The organism is Legionella sp. PC1000 (genome assembly GCF_014109805.1).
Taxonomy (GTDB): Bacteria; Pseudomonadota; Gammaproteobacteria; order Legionellales; family Legionellaceae; genus Legionella; species Legionella resiliens.
On the sequence record NZ_CP059400.1, the window covers coordinates 2743074 to 2765267 of the forward strand.

Consider the following 22194-nt stretch of genomic DNA (forward strand, 5'->3'; position numbering starts at 1 on the left):
TTAGCTGTACCCGAACAGAAAGATTTTCTCTCAAGATGGACAAATATGGCTGTTCCTTCAAGGAGGCTGAACATTACCAAATTTTTTACCCTTACGCACCGCACTCTATGTGCGGTATTCAGAGTTCTAACTTCATAAACCTAAATTATCTTGTTTAAATATTCGGTCAGCACGATAACTTGAGCGCACTAAAGGGCCAGAAGCTACTTCAAAAAAGCCCTTCTTTAATCCGATCTGCCTTAATTCGGCAAAAGTCTCAGGGGTCACATAACGCTCAATGGGCAAATGGTTTTTTGTTGGTTGCAAGTACTGTCCCAGAGTAAGAATATCTACTTTATGCCGACGCAAGTCATCCATTGTTTGAATAACTTCTTCGTCTGTTTCGCCTAAACCTAACATCAAACTGGTTTTAGTGAGCACATTGGGTCTATAGCGTTTCGCAAATGCGAGAACGTTTAATGTTTGTGCATAACCGGCTCTATTGTCACGTACTGGATGGGTCAAACGCTCTACTGTTTCTACATTTTGCGCAAATACATCAACACCACTATCCAGTAATACTGCCACATCTCGTTCTATACCTTGAAAATCAGGCGTTAGTGCTTCCACTTTAGTTTTGGGAGAACGTTGTTTAATCGCACGGATAGTTTGTGCGTAATGATTTGCGCCACCGTCTGGTAAATCATCTCTGTTTACTGAGGTTAATACAACGTAGTCCAGATTCATTAATGCTACTGTATTTGCTGTATTTTCTGGTTCCTGCGGATCCAGCCAACCATGAGGATTTCCTGTGTCTACTGCACAAAAACGACATGCACGCGTACATACTGCACCCATCAACATAATTGTTGCAGTACCGTGTGACCAACATTCAGAAATATTAGGGCATTTTGCTTCTTCACAAACAGTAGCTAAACGATGCTTTTGTACTTGTTCTTTTACTTGGTGATACTCAGGGGTAGTATGATTTATCACACGTAACCATTTAGGCTTAGGTAGCCGTTCATAAATTTGCCCAGTTGGTTTTACTCCATCTTTAATTGCTGTAACACCATGAGATGTTTTATATTTTTTTCCGCTCTCCACAACAACGGGAATATTAATGGGCTTGTTCATGTTATCACCTGAAAAACAAAGGTAAGTGCTCAGCTCCTATCAGGGAACGGCCGTATTTTGCGTATCTTGCGAGAAAATTTTCTCACAACCCGCACTCAAATCCAACCGTTCGAGTAAACATGAACATAGAGGGATCTGAGCTATTGCAAACAAAGAACGATGATAATCCCAAATCATCAAAATAAGATCAAGTCAAATTTAAAAAGCAGCCAATAACCGTCAAGATAAATAAAAGCACTATCGATAGTCCAAAGTAAGATAATGCGAATGGATAGACGATTAAACTGACAGCAATAGCGAGTAGGAACAATAAGCCAATAGTGGCTAATTTTGTTTGCCATGCGGTGAAACGTTCAAATTTGAGCAAAATAAAATAAACTAGCAAAATCAAAAGCAAAGGAAGAATATACACTCCCTGATAGATTAATTGATATAAAATTTCCTGCTGACTGGTCAAATGTTGATCGCCCAGCCATTGCTCAAAAATTGTAGACCAATTCATCACACAGGTTTGTTGATAAATTGTTGTGATCAATCCTAATAAAAAAGCCAATGAAAAATATAAAGTCATAGAGGGCTGTTTTTTATAATATTGCATCACAAAATAAATCGTTACTAAACCTAATAATACCGCCGGAATATGCATCCAAGGCAACAACTCAAAAAATGTACTGGTGTACACTTGCTGAAAATAATGCACAATTGCTACAGAAAAAATAAATAAGAGGCTTGCAATAAGCTGCTTTTTCTTCTGTGTTTCAATTAAAAGAAAAGCCAGGAACCCCGCAAAACAAAAGAACGCACAAGGACTAAAGGAGTCCATAAATGCTATAGTGGTTGTAAAACGCAACTTCGAAGGATTTTCGACCAATCCAGTAACAAATCGATTCGCATTTGCCAGATGACGCAGTGCATTCACTGTTTCTTGAGTTAATTTACCTTTATTTTCAATTTGTTTTTTACAATAATTAATTGCTTGCAATAAATCCTTTCCAGTAGTTTCTGCAGAAGTAAATCCAACCCACCGTGAATTACAAATATAAATTGACGGAACAGCAAAATCATCCATTTGCTGCGCACTCAATAGTTGATAAAAACGACTCAATGCACCTTTATCCTGATTAATATAATACCGTTGAACATTCAGATCAGGATTTTTTGCTTCTACTTCCTGAAAAAACACATCAGCTTTTTGACAATGAGGGCAAGTAGACGTAAGAAACATTTCTATGTTGAGAACTACTTTGTTATCTGTCTTGGAATACCATGTGGGCGATAATTCGGCGGCCCACACAGGAGCATGAATTATTAAGAAAATTAGAAGGAATCTGAAGACTGTTTTCATATATATTATAAGTGCATTAAAGAAGATACTATATCATCCCTTAAAGATCTGTTAATAGGTATGAATGTAATTTTCTAATTGTTCTATAACATGCAACTTGTCTTCCAATATGTGATAAAGCAAATCACCTATGGATAAAATGGCCACAAATTCATTATTTTCATCACGAATTAATACATGTCTTCTTTTGGTTGCAGTCATAGCTTGCATTGCTTTTTCTACAACATCATTAGGGCTAAGAATAGTAACATCCCTATACACCACATCGGAAACCTTTCCTGTTTCCAGATTAATGCACTTATGCAAGCAAGAACGCACTATATCTCGTTCACTTACTATGCCGACTAACTGATTATCATTATCAACTACAACTAATGCACCTACATCATATTCTGTCATCATATCGATGCTTTTCTTAACAGAATCATCTGGATGTATATAAATAATTTCTCGTTTAGGCCTTGGCAAGGCATTATGAATTAGGTCAGCCATTTTTATTCTCCATTTGAATATATACTTAACCTCCTTTATAAATATAGTACAAATGGAGAATATTAAAGTCTATTGTCGGATAATTATATGATTTTCTACAGAGCGCACACCAGGAACCTGACGAGCTATTTGTTCTGCAGTATCACTAAGGCGAATTTTTTTAACATATCCTGTAAGAATCACAACATCTTGTCGTGTTTGAACATGTACTTGTGACACAGCAAGATCATCATGACGCATTAAAGCTTCTTGGACTGTTTGTGCCAAATTTGCACTCGGAGTAACCAAAGGTGTAAAAGAACTAAATAAACCGGAACCCGCCTTATTCGACTGGCAACCAACTAATAAAAATAGAAAAAAAACAACAAGAGTACTGAGTAAGTTCTTATGCATAAAGGTCTCCGATATAAATTCCAACAATCCTGCCATACTTCATGTAGTTGTTACTATTATTTTTTATTCTACTGTCTTAAGAAAGGCAGGAAATCGCAGCTAAAATGAGCTACGCCCAAAGTGCATAGTATGTACTTTAACTAATTAATATACAAATAAATATCCAACAGACTATACTATTTTATAATAATAACTGTGATAAGAACTGAACCCATGAAAAAAATGGCTAAAGTTGTTCTAAAAGAAAAAAAGCTATCACAAAAAATTAAAGCAAAAAGTGGGCAAGCAAACACAAGCCATAAAGAAAATAATTCATCTGTCCCGTATGATTTCTTTAATTTAATCGATAAATATTACCAAGCTAATCTGGGAAAATTTACCGCGAGCATTAGCCCTGCCTCAGTAGCAACTTCATTTTTTTCATGGGGAGCACAACTATTACAAGCTCCAGGTACCTTTTTAAAATTAAATTCTCATCCCTTATTGCATTGTTCTGATTTCATTGAACGACTCATAAACCAGGAAAAACCTGGTAATGGTGAAGATGTGCGTTTTCATACGGAAAAATGGGCGCTTTATCCATGGCGCTTGTGGGCTGAGCAGTTTTTACAAATTGAGGATTGGTATTTAACTGCAGCAAATGAAATTCCTGGATTAAATGAACCCAATCGTCGAATTGTATCGTTCACTATAAAACAACTCCTTGATGCAATCTCTCCTTCCAATTTTGTCTTGACTAATCCAGATTTATTACAGGAAACATTAAATTCATCTGGAGAAAATCTAATTCGGGGAACACAATTGGGTCTGCAAGATTTAATTGAAAAATTAACTGGTACTCCTCCAGCAGGAGTTGAAAACTTTATCCCGGGAAAACAAGTTGCCTTAACCAAAGGTAAAGTGGTCTTTAAAAATCACTTAATTGAGCTCATTCAATATGAGGCACAGACCCCAAAAGTGTATAAAGAACCTGTACTCATTATTCCAGCCTGGATTATGAAATATTATATCCTGGATCTTCTGCCTGAAAATTCCTTAGTGAATTGGTTGGTTCAGCAAGGTCACACAGTATTTATAGTATCTTGGCTCAACCCATCATCTGAAGACAGAAATTTGGGAGTCGATGATTATTACCGGCAAGGCTCTATGGCTGCAATTAATAAAATATCAACCATAATTCCCAATACAAAAATTCACTTAATGGGGTATTGCATTGGTGGAACTTTAGCCATGATTACTGCAGCAACTATGGCCAAAGACCATGACAATCGCTTGAAAAGTCTTTCTCTGCTCGCTGCCCAAGGAGATTTTACCGAAGCTGGTGAATTATTACTCTTTATTAATAACAGCCAGGTATCTTTTTTGGAAAATATAATGTGGGAAAAAGGTTACCTAGATACCAAACTTATGGCCGGAAGCTTTCAAATGCTTCGCTCATACGATTTGATATGGTCAAAAATGGTTCAAGATTACATGCACGGAACACAAAGAGGAATGATCGCTTTACTTGCTTGGAACGCGGATACGACACGTATGCCTCATAAAATGCACAGCGAATACCTTGAAAAATTGTTCCTCAAAAATGAATTCTCCGAAGGTCAATATACTATTGAAGGAAAACATATAGCACCTGAAAATATCAGATTACCTGCCTTTGTAGTCAGCACAGAAAAAGACCATGTGAGTCCCTGGAAGTCCGTGTATAAAACCCATTTGCTGATCAAGCAAGAAGATATTACTTTTGTTCTGACAAATGGAGGTCATAATGCGGGTATAGTTAGTGAACCCGGACATCCTGGACGAAGTTATTTGATTCGGGAACAAAAAAAAGAGGAAACATATATTTCACCCCAGAATTGGTTGGAAATTGCCGAAACTAAAAAGGGCTCGTGGTGGATTGCTTGGCATGAATGGCTAGTGAGACAATCAATTAGTGAGATGAATTTACCTCCTAAAATTGATAAAAATTTACCTGATGCACCGGGAAAATACGTCTTACAAAAATAGGGTACTGTTTTTACATCCCGCACCGGAGCGCAGAAATTTGGCCCCAGATAGTAGGAATGTAAACACCCCCTAAACCACGTGCAAGAGGTCTAATGAAAAATGATTCTTAAATTGAGTATAAAAATATGGACAAAGACTATTACAAAATAATGGGAGTAAGCGAAGACGCTTCTGATAAAGACATTAAGATGGCATATCGAAAACTGGCGCGGAGATACCATCCTGATATAAGCAAAGAACCCCATGCAGAAGAACGCTTCAAAGAAATGGGCGAAGCTTATGAAGTTTTAAGAGATCCCGTAAAACGAGCAGAATACGATAGGTATCGAAAAAGCAAAACATTTCATCAACACGAAGCATATAATCATTGGGGGCCTGCACAATCGGAACACGTTTATACGGGTCAATTTAGTGAGGACTTATTTGAAACATTATTTGGTCATTCCCGCTATCGCCAGCAACCCATAGCAGGACAAGACTATCATGGAAAAATTAATATCAGCCTGGAGGAAGCATTTACAGGAACAGTGAAAAATATCCAGGTTCCAATTGAACAAGATTCAAAAGTCACAATGCAAACCCTGAAAGTGAAAATACCAGCTGGTGTAAAATCAGGTCAACAAATTCGCCTTGCCGGACAAGGAGCCCCTGGTATACATGAAGGGCCCCGCGGTGATATTTATTTAACGGTACATGTTGATAAACACTCTCTATTTGATGTAATGGATAGTGATATCTATCTCACCCTGCCTATTACTCCATGGGAGGCTGCTTTAGGTGCAACAATAGTAGTCCCTACTCTGGGAGGAAAAATTGATTTAAAAATTCCCCCCGGCTCCCAAGGAGGGCAAAAATTAAGGCTTAAAAATCGTGGTTTGCCTGGAGCAAAACCTGGACACCAATACATACTTTTGAAAATGATAACCCCGCCACCAACAACTGAAACCGCAATAGAGTTTTACAAAAAAATGGCGCAAGTAATGCCTTTTAATCCACGTGACAAAATGGGGGTCTAAGCATGAAGCAAAACAATACACTAATTGGCGTGATTGTTGAAGAAACTACAACAATCTCATTGACTGAAGTAAGTCAAAAATATCATATATCTAAAGAATTATTACTTGAAATGGCAGAATATGGTTTATTTTCTTGTAAAACAATGAAAGCAGAGCATATAAAATTAAATCAAAACGATTTACGTAAAATGGAATCTGCCTTCCGCTTACACAAAGATCTGGGAATTAATCTTCCGGGAGTGGCGCTTGCATTAGAATTATTGGAAAAAATAGATCAATTAAATGAAGAACTCAATATTTTTCGTAAACATTTTTGATTATTTTATCTCGATATATCTAACTCGCAGATAGGTTAAGCACAGCGGCACTCTAGAGCAGAGACATCTACTTGCAAGCCTCCGTTCTATACTTTATGTGCGAAATCCAGCCCCTGCTCTTCGTTCACGATCAACTGGATGCCGTGCATAAAGCACGGCAAGTAGGTAAATAAGTAGCATGAAAACACTTCAAATAACATAATATATAATCAAAATGACTAAATCCAAAAAATCAAAAATCCTACTTTCCGCGCTTTATGCGCGGAATCCAGCCCCGGTCTTCATGCAAGATAATGTAAAAAATTACTCAGGCAGATATTGCTACATATTGTGATATGGTAATAAAATGGTACAAGGATACCTTTAAATTAAGCAAAACGTATGCGCCCTGTGTTTATAATTTTGATAGTCTCCTTGGTTGTTTTACAACATAAGCTATGGCTGGGCGATGGAAATTTGATTCAGTGGCATAATCTTGAAAAAAAATTGGCAGCTCACGAACAAGAAAATAATAAACTGGCTACACGTAATCGTGCACTTGAAGCAGATATCAGAGAGTTAAAAAATGGTGATCAAGCTCTGGAAGAGCAAGCACGCTATGAACTCGGGATGATCAAAGGAACTGAAGTCTATTATCAATTTATAGACTAGAACAAGAGGTTATGCATTCAATAATTCGAGATTATCTGGAGGTTGCTTGTCCCAAAGGCTCAGTACAAACCCCCCTCCTCCGGAACCTGTAGGTTTTACAGCTAAGGCGCCTGCAGCAATTAATCGATGTATATGTTGCTGTAAACTCTCACTAACCAGTTTCCATTGATAAAAACAATCAGCAGCTTTATTAATTGCTTGCGCCAAAAAAGAAATTGCATCCGCCCCACCCTTTTCCAATGCATTTCTAGCTTCTTCAACAGCCATAACCATTTGCAGATCAATTTGCTCGGCCAATACAGGATTTTTAGCCCATAAACTTTGGACCTGATGAATACAATGAGAAGTAATTCCAATTTGTTTACATGAAGATAAAAAAAACTGAGGATGAATTTTTTGCTTTAATGGAGTAGTTGTTCCTTTTTTAAAATAAAGACCAACTTCCGTAGCAACCCCAGCAACGTCAAGCCCACTGCTTTTTCCGTGAAATAAGTGCTCTAATTCCTTTGCAAAATCGTTGCATTGGCTGAACTCTATCATGTTCTGGGCACAGAACCAACGACTCATCGCCACACAAAGTGCTGCTGAAGCCCCCATACCTGCTCCCACAGGAATTGTGCTGTGTAAATGAAAATAACCGCCTAATTGATTTAAAGAGCGCCCCAGTAATTGCATGCCATGTTCTAGTACACTCCAGAATAGAAGCTGCATATCGGCGCCGCTGCTTCCCGTATAATCTGCTCCCAAAGAAGGCGCATCAGCAGAATAATTTAAAGTTAATTTTTTTTCCTTCATTGGAAATACCAGAGCCGGATGTCCTCGTACTACAGCATGTTCACCTGCTAAAATCCATTTGCCAAAAGTTGTGGTTTCAAAATCAAAGAACATCATAATTGCCCAATAAATAATCACGTTTGAATTCACGTGCCAATTCTGTTTGATCGGAACGATACAGCAAATGTATATTTGGCCCAGCATCCATAGTCACTATAGGACCATCATTCTTTTTACTCCAAAAACTTTCTAGGCTGTGTAACAGATCAGTACAACTTTCAGTCATGTATGAAAAAGGCTGTTCACAAGAACTAAACAAGCGATGCATGTCATGAAATTCACGCCAGCAGATTTGATAGGCTGCAGTCCAATCTTTGCTCATGAATGCATCCAATAGAAGTTTTAAGTTCTCCTTTGCCCTTTGGCTACGAGTTACATAAAAGGGACTGCTTTTTACTCGTTGATGTGCCTCACTTGAAGGAACCTCTTTCTTTTTGTTGCTAATCACAACCCCTTGATAGATTAATTCCTTATAAGGTAAATCTAATTCTTTAACTTCATTTTCATCCCATAAAGCCCAGGGGGAATAAAAAGACCTGCAAGATGACCCTGATCCCAAACGGCTTAACTGCGCCTGCTCCTCAACCGAAGGCATGGGTTTATTTGTCAATTCACTCAATGCAATTACAGCACATCGAGTTAACGCAGCGAAACTTGAAGCAGAACTTGCCATCCCACTACTATGAGGAAAATTGTTACAGGACTGCACTAAAAAACCACCTTCATACTCAAAATATGCTTTTACTCGAGCAAGATGGTCAAGAAATCTTTTTTGCGCTTCTGGGGAAAGAACAAAATTTTCGATTCCAGCAGGTACAATAAGGGGTTCCCAAATATCCTTTTTTGAACTCATTTTTTCCAGTCTTACTGTACTTTTAAGCTCATTTAAAGTATAGGATAATGAAGGATTATCAGGACTATTTGAGTTGTCATCCTTTTTTCCCATATATTTAATCAAAGCAATATTAGCTGGGGCATGGGCTAGCCAATACATAATTTCTCCTTGGGATCCATAAGTTATTTCAATGTAGCCTGGTTAAAAGCGAAACCAGGGTTTTCCATCGTAGGTTTCCAAGTTTACGTTTTCTCCTAGGCTACAATTTTTACAAATTTCGGAGCTACGTATAAAAATTCATTAATTATATTGTATGTAATTTTGAATTAGCCAATTGAGCTGTAGGCGTACCAGGATAAGCTCTCACTACTTGTTGCAGGAATTTCTTGGCCTCCTGCGTGTCACCTTGTGCAGCATAAGCATAACCAATCTTTAACATGCTTGCAGCAGATTTACTTGAGGTAGGAAATTGTTGTAAAACTACAGTAAAATGCTCTATGGATTTTGGATAATCTTTTTTGACCAAATAAAGCTCGCCTAGCCAATATTGTGCATTCGCTGTATAACCGCCTCTGGGATATTTTTGCACAAATACATTCATCGCATTTATAGCATCATCATACCGTTTGTTTTTTACTGATTCATAAGCTGCTAAATAGCTAATTTGCTCGTCTGCAGGATTAACTCTAGAAGTAGTAGTCACGGGTACTGGAGTTGGCGTAGGAACAGCCGATTTGGCTGCCTGAACATTAGATGCAGATCCGGTTGCCTTAGGTGTAGTTTCTTTTGATCCAGCAGAAAGGTCCAAAGCCGGTTTACTTGAAGATTTGGCAGAACTACTTCCACTTAAGCGTGCATCTAAATCTTTATAAAAAGCAACTTGTTGTTGCTGTAATAACTTTAAATCATGAGCTTGTACTTCCAATTGACCACGCAGCTCTTGTATTTCTTGTTGTAGGCTTTGGATTTTGTCTATCAGTTTAGCATTGTTGGTAATATTAGTACTTAAACTGGTTGCCTGATCGTCTTTAGCAAGTGCAGGCTCATCATCGGTTTGAGAATTATCTATTGTATAATTCTCATTTCGAGCCACATCAAACTGACCACTTTCAATTTGTGGTTCATCGTACTTAGGGCCGTAAGCAGGCGTTTCATACGCCTGTTGGCCCTCAATAATTGCAAAATTATCACTATCATCAACCACAGGTGCTTCTGCCCAACTGGCTAAAGGAAGCATTAATATAAAACCTGTAGCGATAATGTGTTTTTTGCAATTTATCATCTTGTTGCCTCATAAGTAAATTCTACACGTCGATTTTGTGCATGTGACGCGTCATCATGCCCTAAATTAATTGGACGCTCTTTACCATAGCTCACAATGCGCATTTGTTGTCTGTTAACACCAGCCATACGTAAAATATCAGCTACAGTATTTGCACGACGCTCGCCAAGAGCTACGTTATATTCACGGCTACCACGCTCATCTGTATGTCCAGCTATTAATACATGGGCACCTGGATGTGTCTTCAAATACTCTGCCTGAGCATTAATCGATGGTAAATATTTAGGAGCCAAATTACTGTCATCATAAGAGAACAAATACAATTGATTATGGGGTGCCTTAGTTGTATAAGATTCGCCTGGCTCTTGACCAGCAAAATGAGTGAATTGTCCTAGACCTTGGGCCTCAGCTTCGCTCACGCCTACTCCTCCTTCAGCACTACCTGGTGCTTTAGAACAAGCAACAACGAAAACGGCACTCGCCACAAGCAGACCTAATTTACTTAATGATCCGGCTTTCATCCTCAATCTCCTTCGTTCTTTTTATTATTAATAAACTTCGAAATACCCATGCAGGGTTCATGGGGGCACATTGTACAATTCTTTTTATTTTTTGGCTACAGTACTATTAATCATCGTAAGTCATTCCATCTACGATCGGAACCTGGCTGTTTATAGTTTTTCCTGGTCCCACTTCATTGCACCCGAGCGTTTTAATTGGAAGGATCATTCATTAGGGTTTAACGTGAGATCCCACAAAATGAGCAAGATTCGCGGTAAACTGCTGGGTTGCTTTATTAGCCGCGATCACCCCACCATAAGGTGTATCACTGGGGCATGGGATCCGTAAAGTAATAATTTTTGAAGCTAAGACGTTATTATCACTAACATGAGTTAAAACAACTTTGGCTGAAAACTCAAGAACGCTCGGTTTTTTAAGAAAGTTTTGTTGTAAAGAAAGTAATTGAGTATCTAATCGATAAGTCGCACCTAAAGTATAAGCATTGGAGGTAACTGCTTCAAAAAGATTTGTCCGTTGTAAGCTTTGCAGAATTAAAGGATAAAGCATATCTGCAGGCGGATTTACCCATGCATTTTTTACAAAAGGCTCCAATCCATATGGTTTTTTAATATAAAGCATCTGTTCTGTTTGATACCCCGCAGCAGCATCAGGCAGAGTCACCAACAAAGTCATAGCTATGGGTTTTTTAGTCAACTGTTTGGTACTGTACGCACTTAATTGATATTGATTTTTTACAGAGACTTTAACTGGTGAGCAGGCACTTAGTACTGCTGCGCTTAAACCCATAAGAAGTACAATCAACTTTTTCATCTTTATTCTCCAGGCCCAGGCTTTGGTGGCTTAGTTCCACGAATAACCACAGCAGGGTTTTGACGCATTTCCCTACTCACCTTTTCCAAATTTGCAGAAATTGTATTCAATCGCCGCAGCAAGATTACGACAGGTGGCAGCGCTTCCTCGGAAATTTTATCTATGGCATTTTTTCCTGTACCCATAGTTTTTGATACACTGCTCCCAGCTTGACTCAAACTTTCCGCCATAGTATTAAATTTAGATATTCCCACCCTTAATTCGTCAAGCATATGCGGAAAATCACGGCTTGTTTTGGCAAGGTTTTTAGAAAAATGGTCAATATTAGTTAAGATATGGCGTACATGTTTTGCATTTTCTTCATTAAATATACGTTTTGCTTCATCACTTACAGAACCTACATCTTCAGAAACCTTTTTTAAAATGCTATCCAATTGAGTAAATACAGAAGGTTTTGAAGGAATAACAGGAAATGGTTCACCAGGCATTTGGGGAATTGGCGTCAGATCAGAAGTACTTGCGCTCAAACCAATATAAGTGACGCCGGTAATTCCTTGTGAATTTAAAGTGGCATAAGTACTGGTCGTAACGGGCGTTCCATCTTCGATATTTAACAAAATTTCAACTTGCCTCGGATCGCTTTGATTCAATTGTATTTCTTTTACATATCCAACTTGCACTCCATTGAATTTTACCGGAGCATCTTTGGTCAGGCCAGAAGCTGCTTCATGCATATAAACGGTGTAGGTAGTATATTTTTTTTGATTAAAACCAACGGATAACCATAACATTGCAGCCAGCAGCCCTACCAGTAATATAAGTACGACTACACCTACTATGGTGTAATTGGTTTTCGCTTCCAAGTATTCTGTCTCCAGTTATTGCCCAGGTTACATTTTACTAAAATAACCCGCAATTATTTTATTCTTATTCTTCATTAAATCATCAATCGGCTCAACACTTAAGATTTTTCCATCGCCGATAAAGGCTACTCGATCTGTAGTGCGTTTTAAAGATTCTATATCATGACTCACCATAACTATAGTGAGCTTTAAAGAATCTCTTAAAAAAACAATCAGCTCATCAAAAAGCCGTGCACTCAGTGGATCTAAACCTGTAGTTGGCTCATCCAAAAACAACAATTCTGGATCCATTGCAATTGCACGCGCTGCAGCGGCTCTTCTTTGCATTCCACCACTCAATTCCGAAGGTAATTTACCCGCAGCTTCTTTGGGCAAGCCTACTAAAGTGACTTTTAGCAAAGCCAGCTCATACATAAATTCATAATCCAGATTAGTAAATTCTCGCATAGGAAACATGACATTTTCCAACACATTCATTGATGAAAATAATGCACTATGCTGAAAAAGCATTCCCCATCGCCGACGAAGCAAAAACGATTGTTCCGCATCAAGATTACTAATGTCTTTTCCAAATATCTTAATATAACCTGCCGTAGGCTTCAGTAACATCAGTAAGCTGCGTAATATCGTCGTTTTTCCACTCCCAGAACCACCAATAATAGCTAGGATTTCTCCTTTTTCTACAGTCAAATTCACATCGGAGTGTACCCATTGACCTCCGAGACGATTCTTTAGCCCTTTAATTTCGATAATGGGTTCGCTCATCTATAAATGCATCCGGCTATAAATAACTGAATAAATTGCATCAGCAATAATAATTAGAAATAGTGCTTGCACTACACTTCTGGTCGTTTGGCTTCCAATATTTTTTTCCGTACCGGCTTCAACCCTAAACCCCTGATAACAACCAACCAAACTGATTAACAATGCAAATGCTGGTGCTTTATAAAGACCTAAATTCAACTGTGAAATTCCAACAGAGTCTCTTAATCGTTGTAAAAAATCAACAAAACTAATGCCCAGCATGTTATTGGACATGATCATTGCACCTAAGATACTAAAAAGATCAGACCAAAAAATCAATAAAGGGAATGCGATCAATAACCCCAGAACTTTAGGAAGCACTAATAATTCAGTGGGAGAAAGCCCCATCGTTAATAGCGCATCGACCTCTTCATTGAGTTTCATACTGCCAATTTGCGCTGTAAATGCGGAACTCGTTCGTCCAGCAACAATAATTGCTGTCATTAACGGTGCAAATTCACGAAAAATAGCCATTCCAGATAAATAGGCAATAAAGCTATTGGCTCCATATGTTTGCAATTGCAATCCCATTTGATAAGCCAAAACCACACCAATTAGAAAAGAAAGCAAAGCCAGAATAGGCAAAGCAGTCACGCCTGTAGCGTGAATATTTGAAATAATACTGGGTAATTGAAAGCGGCGCCAATTGCCAAATGCTTTAAATATTTTAGTAGACAAATCACCCACTAAAGCGAGAAGACCATCTACCTGACGAAATTTGCTCTCAGATTCTTTCCCCAATTGGTAAAACACATTTTCTTTAGGTGGGGAAGGAATTTGATAACCTAATATGTCTTTTTTTGATTTTATTAAATCGACCAGTTGCTGTTGTGTTTCGGTAAAATCGGTGAGTTCAACCTGATTTTTTCGTTCTTCAAGCGTGTCAATACATTTAATGAGGGCCAAAGCTCCTGCACTGTCAAAATGACTGATATCCTTGCCGCTAATAGTCACTTTTTGAGTTTTAGGCAGCTCATCTACATTGAATCGAGCTAATAAATTCTCAATTTTTAAAACAGACCAGGCACCCGTACAGTGAAATCTGGCACGTTTCTTATCGTAAGTGATTTGCGCGCTATTTGGTACCATAGTGTTGTGTATTGAAAAATAATCTCAAGAATAATATGACTATTCTAGAAGAACAAAAAACAATAAAACATGGTAACACAATAACAAGATATTCGGGTAGGGTAAAAATATAGTCTGAGTGCAGAACAAACCCAGACTACTTATTTCTTGTAAATGATTAAAGGGTTGCTTTTACGGAACTAATTGCGTTACTTAGATCGTTAATTTTGTGTCCCCCATCGGTTGTTGCAGGTTTAAATATCGATAATTCATGCACACGCATTGAAGAACCCATACGAGTAAGCCCTGAATTTATAAGTTCAACCAAATCGTCTAAGAATTTTTCCCACCAACCACGGTATGCCCGTAATGTTTTCACATCATCATTCTTCTCATCACCTAGAATTTTTTGGCTATTTAATTTAAACGCGTCTAAATCCCCATCTCGAATGTACTGATCAACCAATCGGGATATCTGAGAATGAATGTTTCCCGCAGCTTTTGCAGCTTTTCGATATTTAACTTCTCCTTCTTGGTCCTTCTTCCTATGAAACTCTTTAGCCTTCCCGTCATATTTTGTCTGTTTTGTATGAAGCGTCTTTAATTTGTCTTTAACCTCAGAGACTTGTCTGGTTCTATGTCTTATTGATCTCGAATCCCCATGCTCCTGATGCTGGTTTTCCCGAAGCTGGTTTTCATTCCAAGTGACATGCCTGGATTTTGGTTTATCTTTATCATCAACAGGAATTCCAAAGGACACACTTTGCTTTGTTACAGAGTGAGTCCTCTTCCCTCCCACCTCATTTTTAGGAGATTCCTCAGCAGTTTTAATTTGAGTAAGGGAAGTACTTTTCTCTTTTTTTGCAACAACTTTGGCTTGAGCGCCTAACTCCTGCTCTTCAATATGAGACAACTCATCTAAAACGCGTGCTTCAGATAATGAGGCCGTTGGGTCTCTTTTTACTGTTTCTTCAACTCTTGGTAATGATTGAATTGGTGTTTTTGGATAAAATTTATTATTTAATTCTTCGGTTAATTGCTGGATCTGTAGATCTAATCCACGAATAACTCCGTTATGATGTGGAGTTAAATTAGCAGGCTTAGGATTTTTTCTCTTTTTCTCTTCATATCTACTTGAAAAAGTTTCAAATTGGGCAGCAGATTTACATTTCTGCAATTGCTCAATGTATGTTGTTCTCATACTTGAGGCGGATTCAAAAGCTTTTTTTTCCTTAGCATCTTTTCCCATGACATCTCCTAACACATGAAGTCCAAATTAAAGTGCTCTTAATTTACACTTCATGTTAAAAAAACTCCAGGGAATTTAAATTAAAAAACAATCGCCTGATCCAAAAAAACATCATTAGATTATTAGTGAATCATAAAAACCAAAAACAGCGCATACTTATATGACAAAGGATATGCCTTTCCACATTAAACAATTTATACATTGATGAAGCAGATAAAAAATACTGATTATGATGATAAATTTAATATCATTTACCGGATTGAATATTCCTTTACAGAAGACCTCCGCACTTTAATAATGCGGAGACAGCTTAGACAAATAGACTTATTCGGAACCTCCCTACAGAGAGACCCGCGAGAAGACGTGGCGCGCAGAACCGGGATGTGCATCTCAGTACATGAGGATTCGGGCACCGCATCGACAAAGCAATTCTACCCTGTTGTAGAGTTTTTGAAGGAGTCTAATAAAACAAAATCATATTATACCTATGATTTTCAGGTAGTTTGCTTCTCTATTTTATGATAAAATTGCTTTCATTTTTTTCAAGAAACTAAAATCAGGTATGCAAGAAAATTACAGCCAATTTGAACAACGCAAACATGGCATTACAAAACTTGCGTCAATGCCGGCTACTCAAAGGAGAAAGCATGCCTTTATCTTCTAATACAGATGAGCTATTCCGCGGGTTTTCCAAACTCTCTCGAGAAGAACGTTTTAAGCGTTTGTTAGCTCTTGGAGCAATAACCCCTGAAGATATTTCTTTTCTTAAAAGCGGTGGCATAAAGGATCTAAATTTAGCAGATAAACTCATTGAAAATGTAATCGGCTATTTTCAGCTTCCTTTAGGCGTAGCAACGAATTTCAATATCAATGGTCAAGACTATGTTATCCCAATGGCTGTTGAAGAAACATCCATCATCGCGGCCTTATCTAAATCTGCTAAATGGATCAGACAATGTGGCGAAATAAAAACCTGGGTTCAAGGCGAATGCATTTTGGGCCAAATTCAATTAGCAAAAGTTAAAGATTTTTCTAAATTTTCTCAGATTTTTTATGAAAATCGAACCTATCTGATTAATAAGGCTAATAAAGATGTTGCAGATAACATGGTAAAACGCGGTGGTGGCGTCATGGATTTGCAATTACGTCAGCTCAAAAGAGAGGATAATCAGGACATGGCCGTAATTCATTTAACTATGAATAGCTGTGACGCCATGGGAGCCAATATTATTAATCAGGTTCTTGAATACTTAAAAACACCTATAGAACAGTTAACTGGTGAAGAAGTCACCATGTGTATTTTGTCAAATCTAAATGATCAAAAGTTAACAACCGCTCAAGTGACGATCCATACTATTGATTCTGAACTAGGCCAAAAACTACAAGAAGCATCGCTCTTTGCAGAAATGGATCCTTATCGAGCTGCCACCCATAACAAAGGGGTAATGAATGGCATTGATCCTGTTTTAATCGCAACTGGAAATGACTGGCGTGCAGTTGAAGCAGGGGTACATGCCTATGCCGCTCGCCAAGGACAGTATCAAGCCATTACACGTTGGCGCTATCACGATGGAATACTCACAGGACAACTTACCGCACCGATTATTGTAGGAACTATAGGCGGTGTTACTTCATTGCACCCTACTGCAAAAATGTGTTTACGCATGATGAATATTTCTTCAGCCAATCAATTAGCTCAAGTCATTGCTGCAGTAGGCCTGGTACAAAATTTGGGTGCAATTAAGGCATTATGTACTGAAGGTATTATTCAGGGCCATATGAAATTACACATTGATAATCTGCTTTTGGCAGCAGGTGCCAATGAAAATGAAATGCCGGTACTTAAAGAGCATTTACAAAAATGGTTGGATTTACATAAAAGAATTAGTCTTAACAATGCTCATGATTTATTAGCTAAAATCAGACAAACACCGATTGCTGTATGAAATGGTCAATTCCCGCAAAAACCTTTTTACTGGGTGAATACGCTGCTTTAGCTGAAGCATCTGCACTGCTTCTAATGACTGCTCCCTGTTTTGAGCTTACATTAACAACTCAAGAAAAGTTGGCTGGAATTCACCCTGAATCCCCAGCTGGACTTTGGTGGTTACAACAAAACTCTGGGCAAGGTCTTTTATGGCATGATCCTTATGCAGGCCGTGGAGGATTAGGCGCCTCCAGTGCACAATTTTTAGCAAGCTATTTAGCGGGTTGCTTCGTAAATAACACACTGCCTGATTTAAATAAAATGCTAAGTGCTTATTATAAATCATCATGGTTCGGAAAAGGCTTGAGGCCTAGTGGATATGATGTCATAGCACAGTCACAACAAGGATGTGTGTACATAAATAAACAACAAAAAACGATAAAGTCTTATAATTGGCCCTTTAAAGATTTGTCGTTTTTCCTCATCCATACCGGGATGAAACTTGCTACTCACCATCATTTACAAGACTCTGCCCTTCCAGATCAAATCGATTATTTATCTTTTTTAGTAGATGAAGCAAAACAAGCATTTGAAAAGATTGATTCCAAAAAATTGATTACCGCCATTAATAGCTATCATCAAAAATTAGCAGAGTTAAATTTGGTAGCAGAACACAGTTTAAAATTTATCAGTGAGTTTAAACAATATCCGGAGATATTGGCAATCAAGGGTTGTGGGGCTTTAGGTGCAGATGTTTTACTGCTTATTACTTCAGCAGACAAGGGTGCAATTCTTGCTGATAAACTAAAAATACAAAGCTGGACTATTCTGGCTACAGAAAAAGATCTTTATTTTCAAACCCAATTAACTCAAGAATTTTATTTTTTATAAAGCGTCAATTTGTATAAAAAAAGCATTTGTGCCCTTAAAAATGACAAAAATAATAGAAACATCATAAAAAGACTTGAAATTCTGTGCTAATCCGGTATTATTCCAGCCTCTTTAGGGCCGTTAGCTCAGGTGGTAGAGCAGGAGGCTTTTAACCTCTGTGTCATAGGTTCGAATCCTATACGGCCCACCAGTTTTAGAGTACAGTTTTAAAAAATATTTTGTCCTGCGGGCCGTTAGCTCAGGTGGTAGAGCAGGAGGCTTTTAACCTCTGTGTCATAGGTTCGAATCCTATACGGCCCACCAATCTGGTAACTAATCAAATATTAACCAGAAAGCAAGCGGCAAAATATTAAATCTATACCCCATTGCGCTCGTAGCTCAGCTGGATAGAGTACTTGGCTTCGAACCAAGGTGTCGGGGGTTCGAGTCCCTCCGAGCGCGCCATTTAAAATCGGTCTATTCCGAAGACATCGGTTACAAATTATAGGCTCTTCCCCATTTCCGGGGGCATGAATCTTTTTTTAAATTAGACTATTGCTCTAATTCCACACTGTGGGGATTGTATGGACCTCACCTTTTTTACTTAAGCTCTTTACTCACTTCGGCTTGGATAATTAAATTCGAGCGTCCAATAGATTACTTAATTCTGCTTGAGAATAATGAGTGGTGATCCTGCCAGAACGATGTCCTAACAAATCCTGCCTATCCTCATAACTAACACCAGCGGCTCGAAGTCTTCGTCTAAAAGCATGTTTCAAATCATGGATAAGCTACTCCGTTAAGGATTACAAAATCCTTAATTGATAAGGCATTTTCTTCGTCGTATCTCATCACTGAACTCTTAGAGCAAGAGCTAATGAAGTATGGGGCCAAAAACTTTCCAGCCTATTATGGCTAATAAAATGAATAACAATATATTGCCGCCGACGATACCATAGTTGCCACGAGAAAACTCAGTTCGATGCCAATATAATCCGAAAAGTAACCAAACGAACATCAGAACCCAAAACAAAACTCCAATAGGCATTTTATACTCCTTGTTTGTTAACCAGAAGCCGCATTTTCAATTTAATCATTAAACTACAAACACCTTAGTAAATTATAGCTGATAATTGCTCCCATTTAGATCGGTTGGTTTTATATGCCGTAATTTTATGAAAATGAAAGGTGATACTACTATAAATATTTCGCTGCAATTAAAAGCACTTTTCTATGAAAAGATTATTTTGTCCTATTAGCTTGATTTCCTCCCTCATTATCCATGGCTTGTTTTGCTTCGCTCTCTCCTTTTTCCTGTGTTTGTTCAGGTTCTTCTGAGTGATAAGAATGAGGCATATCACAAACAGGGCAAGATAAGTGTTTTGATGGGCAAACATAACAACACAGCTTATTAAACAGACATAAAACAACTCCTGCAGCAAATAATGCGACTATTCCAAGACTACTGTGGGTAGAGATAGTTAAACCGGTTGCGATAACCAATAGGATAACACCTAGCACTTCAAAGCGAAGCGTCCAGAGACAGGTGATCTTCGAACATTCCATTTTCTTCATTATATTTCTCCTAGTATTAACGATGGATTGATGTTATTAACTTAAACGAGCTTTCATTAATTCTAGACTACTATTTGATTCTTCGTAACTTTGCGTTGAAGGTTAGCCCCATTAGGTGAAGCCCATAGTATTTTCCTTTCCATGTCTGGATAAATGATGGAGTAGTGACTCTATTTTTTCTTTGTCTTTAGAATTAAAGAGAATTTGGATTTATTTTTGGGAGCAGTCCCTCAAGCCCTTGCTTAAAAATTTAAATAAGTTGTAGACTATTAAGTATGAAACCTCTTGCACGTGGATACATACATCTAGCAGCATTTTTTATCGCTCTTTGTGCATGCACTATACTAGTCCTTTATAGCAAAGGGGATTATGCCATTGTTGCCAGTATTATATATAGTGTAAGTCTTATTGGACAATATGGTGTGAGCGCGCTTTATCATACCCGCATGTGGACTCGGCAAAAATATTTATTACTGAGACGCATTGATCATGCCGCTATTTTTATTTTAATCGCAGGATCAGCAACTCCCATTTGCCTACTTAAGTTAAAGAACGCATCTGGATTGCAGCTTTTATCCGTCTTTTGGCTAGTTGCACTAATTGGACTTTTAACGACTACCATATGGACTCACGTACCCAAATGGGTTAGAGCGCTTCTTTATGTTACAACGGGTTGGATTGGCATTCTCTATTTTCCTGAAATTAAGTCTTCGCTAGACACAACAAATATCCAGTTCTTAGTCATAGGAGGAGTTACCTATACACTAGGGGCCTTGATCTATGCTTTTAAGTGGCCGGATCCCTTTCCTAAAGTCTTTGGATATCATGAAGTCTTTCATGTTTTAGTTGTCTTAGGGAGTGGGTTTCATTTTTGTCTTAACTATAATATAGCAACTTAATTCTGTATCTGAGTTTCGCATCGATTGGTGAGTTGCCTCAAAATAAAGGTTACCAAAAATAGGATATTTTTGATTCGTTGCCATAGTTATGGCTTCTTGACTCAAACTATACACGACCTAACAAAGATAGGATTAAAAAAATTATTAAAATAGTCCCTATAATTCCTGATGGACCATACCCCCACTCTCTACTATGGCCCCATGTTGGCAACACACCAATTAAAATGAGTATCAAAACAACAAAATTTGTGAAACCAATGAGATCAACAAACCCTATGCATCTTTTGCTATTTACTGTTTAAAAGGATTTTTCCCCTTACCTTCCTGCTCGGTTAAGGGATGCTCGGACTGACTTGTATGATGCTCAGATATACTATTCTGAATGACAGGTAGATTACTCGTTGAGTCATCCAGTATACTCATCTCATTTAATAATAAACCCTTTCCTGGTTCTGGCATTCCCATCTTACGCTCTAATTTCGTCATCCTGGTTTTTAGCCTATCTTCCTTTTTATCAGAAATAGCCTTACTGAGCACTGGCGCATCTTTTTGTCTCTCGCTCGAAATGATAGGTTTATTTATTGAGATAACCTTTTGCCTCTCTGACAGGACCGTTTTGCGCGCGGGTATATCTTTCTTGCTTTCTGGCAAAGCGCTTTTGCGAGCAGATACATCCTGTTTACGCGTAGACTCCATTGTTTTTTGTTCTGGCTTAACTTTATTTTGTATGGGTATCCTATTGGATGCGGTTTTATCTTTTGATTTCATCAAGGTATTCTTAGTCACAGCAATTTTATTTTTATTTGCAGTTTTCTTACGCTCTGAAGGTTTCACCGTTTTCGTTATTATTTCAGAGACAGTCTTCCGATTTTTAGACGGCTCAGCACCTGAGTTTTTAATTGATTGAACGGCATTTTCTTTAAATTGTTTTGAGTGCGATAAAAGAGCATATTCAAAAAGTTGAAATGATTTTGTTACATAATCTAGAATCATATGACTATTTTCCATCATAAGCTTAACCTGTTTATCCAGTAATTCTCCAGGCTGTTTCACAGAGGACATTTCTTCAAGCGTTAAATACTTTAAGCCTTGTAATGTTTTAACATTAAGCGCCAGCATTTCTTGAAATGGTTTTTGCATTTCACCTGCCATCCTAGTCCAATTCTGTAAATAGTCCTGATTCATGATCATCTCCATATGATTACAACATATAATTTTAGACTAGCAGATAAATTAAACCATCGCGAATTATTGTTACTGTAAAACTGATTGTGAAATAATTTACACTAACAATCGAAAACAGCGATGGTCAAAAAGGA

The 22194-nt window shown here is 37.9% G+C and carries 24 protein-coding genes, 3 tRNA genes and 1 pseudogene; 10 read left to right on the forward strand and 18 right to left on the reverse strand.

Annotation, left to right across the window (positions count from 1 at the left end; genetic code table 11):
- Positions 1–132: 132 nt before the first annotated feature.
- The 4 genes from lipA to FOLKNPGA_RS12045 form a co-directional block, all read right to left on the reverse strand.
- A complete protein-coding gene (lipA, locus tag FOLKNPGA_RS12030) occupies positions 133–1116 on the reverse strand; it encodes a lipoyl synthase (RefSeq protein ID WP_182350134.1) in 984 nt (327 codons plus the stop codon).
- A 187-nt stretch (positions 1117–1303) separates the two neighbouring features.
- Positions 1304–2341, reverse strand: coding sequence for a hypothetical protein (locus FOLKNPGA_RS12035; RefSeq protein ID WP_255465970.1), 1038 nt, complete (start codon positions 2339–2341; stop codon positions 1304–1306).
- 171 nt (positions 2342–2512) lie between these two features.
- Positions 2513–2953 (reverse strand): CBS domain-containing protein, encoded by a 441-nt coding sequence (locus FOLKNPGA_RS12040; protein ID WP_182350136.1) that lies wholly within the window; start codon positions 2951–2953, stop codon positions 2513–2515.
- A 69-nt stretch (positions 2954–3022) separates the two neighbouring features.
- Positions 3023–3346, reverse strand: a complete 324-nt coding sequence (locus FOLKNPGA_RS12045) for a BON domain-containing protein (protein ID WP_182350137.1) — start codon at positions 3344–3346, stop codon at positions 3023–3025.
- Between the two features lie 213 nt (positions 3347–3559).
- Between FOLKNPGA_RS12045 and FOLKNPGA_RS12050 the strand changes: the two genes are divergently transcribed.
- From FOLKNPGA_RS12050 to ftsB, 4 genes are all read left to right on the forward strand, one after another.
- The gene (locus FOLKNPGA_RS12050; protein WP_182350138.1) at positions 3560–5353 is read left to right on the forward strand and encodes an alpha/beta hydrolase; all 1794 of its coding nucleotides are present in this window, start codon (positions 3560–3562) and stop codon (positions 5351–5353) included.
- Positions 5354–5478: 125 nt separating this feature from the next.
- The gene (locus tag FOLKNPGA_RS12055; protein ID WP_182350139.1) at positions 5479–6369 is read left to right on the forward strand and encodes a DnaJ C-terminal domain-containing protein; all 891 of its coding nucleotides are present in this window, start codon (positions 5479–5481) and stop codon (positions 6367–6369) included.
- A gap of 2 nt (positions 6370–6371) precedes the next feature.
- Positions 6372–6686 (forward strand): chaperone modulator CbpM, encoded by a 315-nt coding sequence (locus FOLKNPGA_RS12060; protein WP_182350140.1) that lies wholly within the window; start codon positions 6372–6374, stop codon positions 6684–6686.
- Positions 6687–7067: 381 nt separating this feature from the next.
- Entirely contained in the window at positions 7068–7337 is a 270-nt protein-coding gene (gene ftsB / locus FOLKNPGA_RS12065) for a cell division protein FtsB (RefSeq protein ID WP_182350141.1), read from the forward strand.
- Positions 7338–7346: 9 nt separating this feature from the next.
- On the opposite strand, the gene FOLKNPGA_RS12070 is transcribed toward ftsB, so the two are convergent.
- From FOLKNPGA_RS12070 to FOLKNPGA_RS12110, 9 genes are all read right to left on the reverse strand, one after another.
- Positions 7347–8225 (reverse strand): mevalonate kinase, encoded by an 879-nt coding sequence (locus FOLKNPGA_RS12070; protein WP_182352851.1) that lies wholly within the window; start codon positions 8223–8225, stop codon positions 7347–7349.
- Entirely contained in the window at positions 8215–9165 is a 951-nt protein-coding gene (locus FOLKNPGA_RS12075; protein ID WP_182350142.1) for a diphosphomevalonate decarboxylase, read from the reverse strand. Before FOLKNPGA_RS12075 ends, FOLKNPGA_RS12070 begins: the two co-directional genes overlap by 11 nt.
- A 145-nt stretch (positions 9166–9310) precedes the next feature.
- Positions 9311–10288, reverse strand: a complete 978-nt coding sequence (ybgF, locus tag FOLKNPGA_RS12080) for a tol-pal system protein YbgF (RefSeq protein WP_182350143.1) — start codon at positions 10286–10288, stop codon at positions 9311–9313.
- Positions 10285–10809: a peptidoglycan-associated lipoprotein Pal gene (gene pal / locus FOLKNPGA_RS12085; protein WP_182350144.1), complete on the reverse strand. Its 525-nt coding sequence runs from the start codon at positions 10807–10809 to the stop codon at positions 10285–10287. The genes ybgF and pal overlap by 4 nt, the downstream gene beginning before the upstream one ends.
- A 211-nt stretch (positions 10810–11020) precedes the next feature.
- Positions 11021–11620, reverse strand: coding sequence for an ABC-type transport auxiliary lipoprotein family protein (locus tag FOLKNPGA_RS12090; RefSeq protein ID WP_182350145.1), 600 nt, complete (start codon positions 11618–11620; stop codon positions 11021–11023).
- Between the two features lie 2 nt (positions 11621–11622).
- On the reverse strand, positions 11623–12483 hold the full coding sequence (locus FOLKNPGA_RS12095) for an MlaD family protein (protein ID WP_182350146.1): 861 nt from the start codon (positions 12481–12483) through the stop codon (positions 11623–11625).
- Positions 12484–12510: 27 nt separating this feature from the next.
- The gene (locus tag FOLKNPGA_RS12100; protein WP_182350147.1) at positions 12511–13248 is read right to left on the reverse strand and encodes an ABC transporter ATP-binding protein; all 738 of its coding nucleotides are present in this window, start codon (positions 13246–13248) and stop codon (positions 12511–12513) included.
- A complete protein-coding gene (locus FOLKNPGA_RS12105; RefSeq protein ID WP_182350148.1) occupies positions 13249–14376 on the reverse strand; it encodes an ABC transporter permease in 1128 nt (375 codons plus the stop codon).
- A 157-nt stretch (positions 14377–14533) separates the two neighbouring features.
- Positions 14534–15604: a hypothetical protein gene (locus tag FOLKNPGA_RS12110; RefSeq protein ID WP_182350149.1), complete on the reverse strand. Its 1071-nt coding sequence runs from the start codon at positions 15602–15604 to the stop codon at positions 14534–14536.
- Positions 15605–16251: 647 nt separating this feature from the next.
- Between FOLKNPGA_RS12110 and FOLKNPGA_RS12115 the strand changes: the two genes are divergently transcribed.
- The 5 genes from FOLKNPGA_RS12115 to FOLKNPGA_RS12135 all read left to right on the forward strand — a co-directional run bounded on the left by FOLKNPGA_RS12115 (position 16252) and on the right by FOLKNPGA_RS12135 (position 18866).
- Positions 16252–17550, forward strand: a complete 1299-nt coding sequence (locus tag FOLKNPGA_RS12115; protein ID WP_182350150.1) for a hydroxymethylglutaryl-CoA reductase, degradative — start codon at positions 16252–16254, stop codon at positions 17548–17550.
- Positions 17547–18422 (forward strand): hypothetical protein, encoded by an 876-nt coding sequence (locus tag FOLKNPGA_RS12120; RefSeq protein WP_182350151.1) that lies wholly within the window; start codon positions 17547–17549, stop codon positions 18420–18422. The genes FOLKNPGA_RS12115 and FOLKNPGA_RS12120 overlap by 4 nt, the downstream gene beginning before the upstream one ends.
- A gap of 114 nt (positions 18423–18536) precedes the next feature.
- A tRNA-Lys gene (locus FOLKNPGA_RS12125) sits at positions 18537–18612 on the forward strand.
- Between the two features lie 37 nt (positions 18613–18649).
- Positions 18650–18725 (forward strand) — tRNA-Lys (locus tag FOLKNPGA_RS12130).
- Positions 18726–18789: 64 nt separating this feature from the next.
- A tRNA-Arg gene (locus FOLKNPGA_RS12135) sits at positions 18790–18866 on the forward strand.
- Positions 18867–18948: 82 nt separating this feature from the next.
- Here the strand turns inward: FOLKNPGA_RS12135 and FOLKNPGA_RS18995 are convergent.
- The 3 genes and pseudogenes from FOLKNPGA_RS18995 to FOLKNPGA_RS12145 form a co-directional block, all read right to left on the reverse strand.
- A pseudogene (locus FOLKNPGA_RS18995) lies at positions 18949–19189 on the reverse strand (site-specific integrase); the annotation flags it as partial.
- Positions 19190–19275: 86 nt separating this feature from the next.
- Positions 19276–19449, reverse strand: a complete 174-nt coding sequence (locus FOLKNPGA_RS12140) for a hypothetical protein (protein WP_182350152.1) — start codon at positions 19447–19449, stop codon at positions 19276–19278.
- A gap of 194 nt (positions 19450–19643) precedes the next feature.
- Positions 19644–19976, reverse strand: coding sequence for a hypothetical protein (locus FOLKNPGA_RS12145; protein WP_182350153.1), 333 nt, complete (start codon positions 19974–19976; stop codon positions 19644–19646).
- Positions 19977–20251: 275 nt separating this feature from the next.
- Between FOLKNPGA_RS12145 and FOLKNPGA_RS12150 the strand changes: the two genes are divergently transcribed.
- Positions 20252–20875, forward strand: a complete 624-nt coding sequence (locus FOLKNPGA_RS12150) for a hemolysin III family protein (protein ID WP_182350154.1) — start codon at positions 20252–20254, stop codon at positions 20873–20875.
- Positions 20876–20981: 106 nt separating this feature from the next.
- On the opposite strand, the gene FOLKNPGA_RS12155 is transcribed toward FOLKNPGA_RS12150, so the two are convergent.
- Together FOLKNPGA_RS12155 and FOLKNPGA_RS19000 are read right to left on the reverse strand one after the other, a co-directional pair.
- On the reverse strand, positions 20982–21134 hold the full coding sequence (locus FOLKNPGA_RS12155) for a DUF3309 family protein (protein ID WP_182352852.1): 153 nt from the start codon (positions 21132–21134) through the stop codon (positions 20982–20984).
- A 32-nt stretch (positions 21135–21166) separates the two neighbouring features.
- Positions 21167–22060: a hypothetical protein gene (locus FOLKNPGA_RS19000; RefSeq protein WP_255465972.1), complete on the reverse strand. Its 894-nt coding sequence runs from the start codon at positions 22058–22060 to the stop codon at positions 21167–21169.
- Positions 22061–22194: the final 134 nt, after the last annotated feature.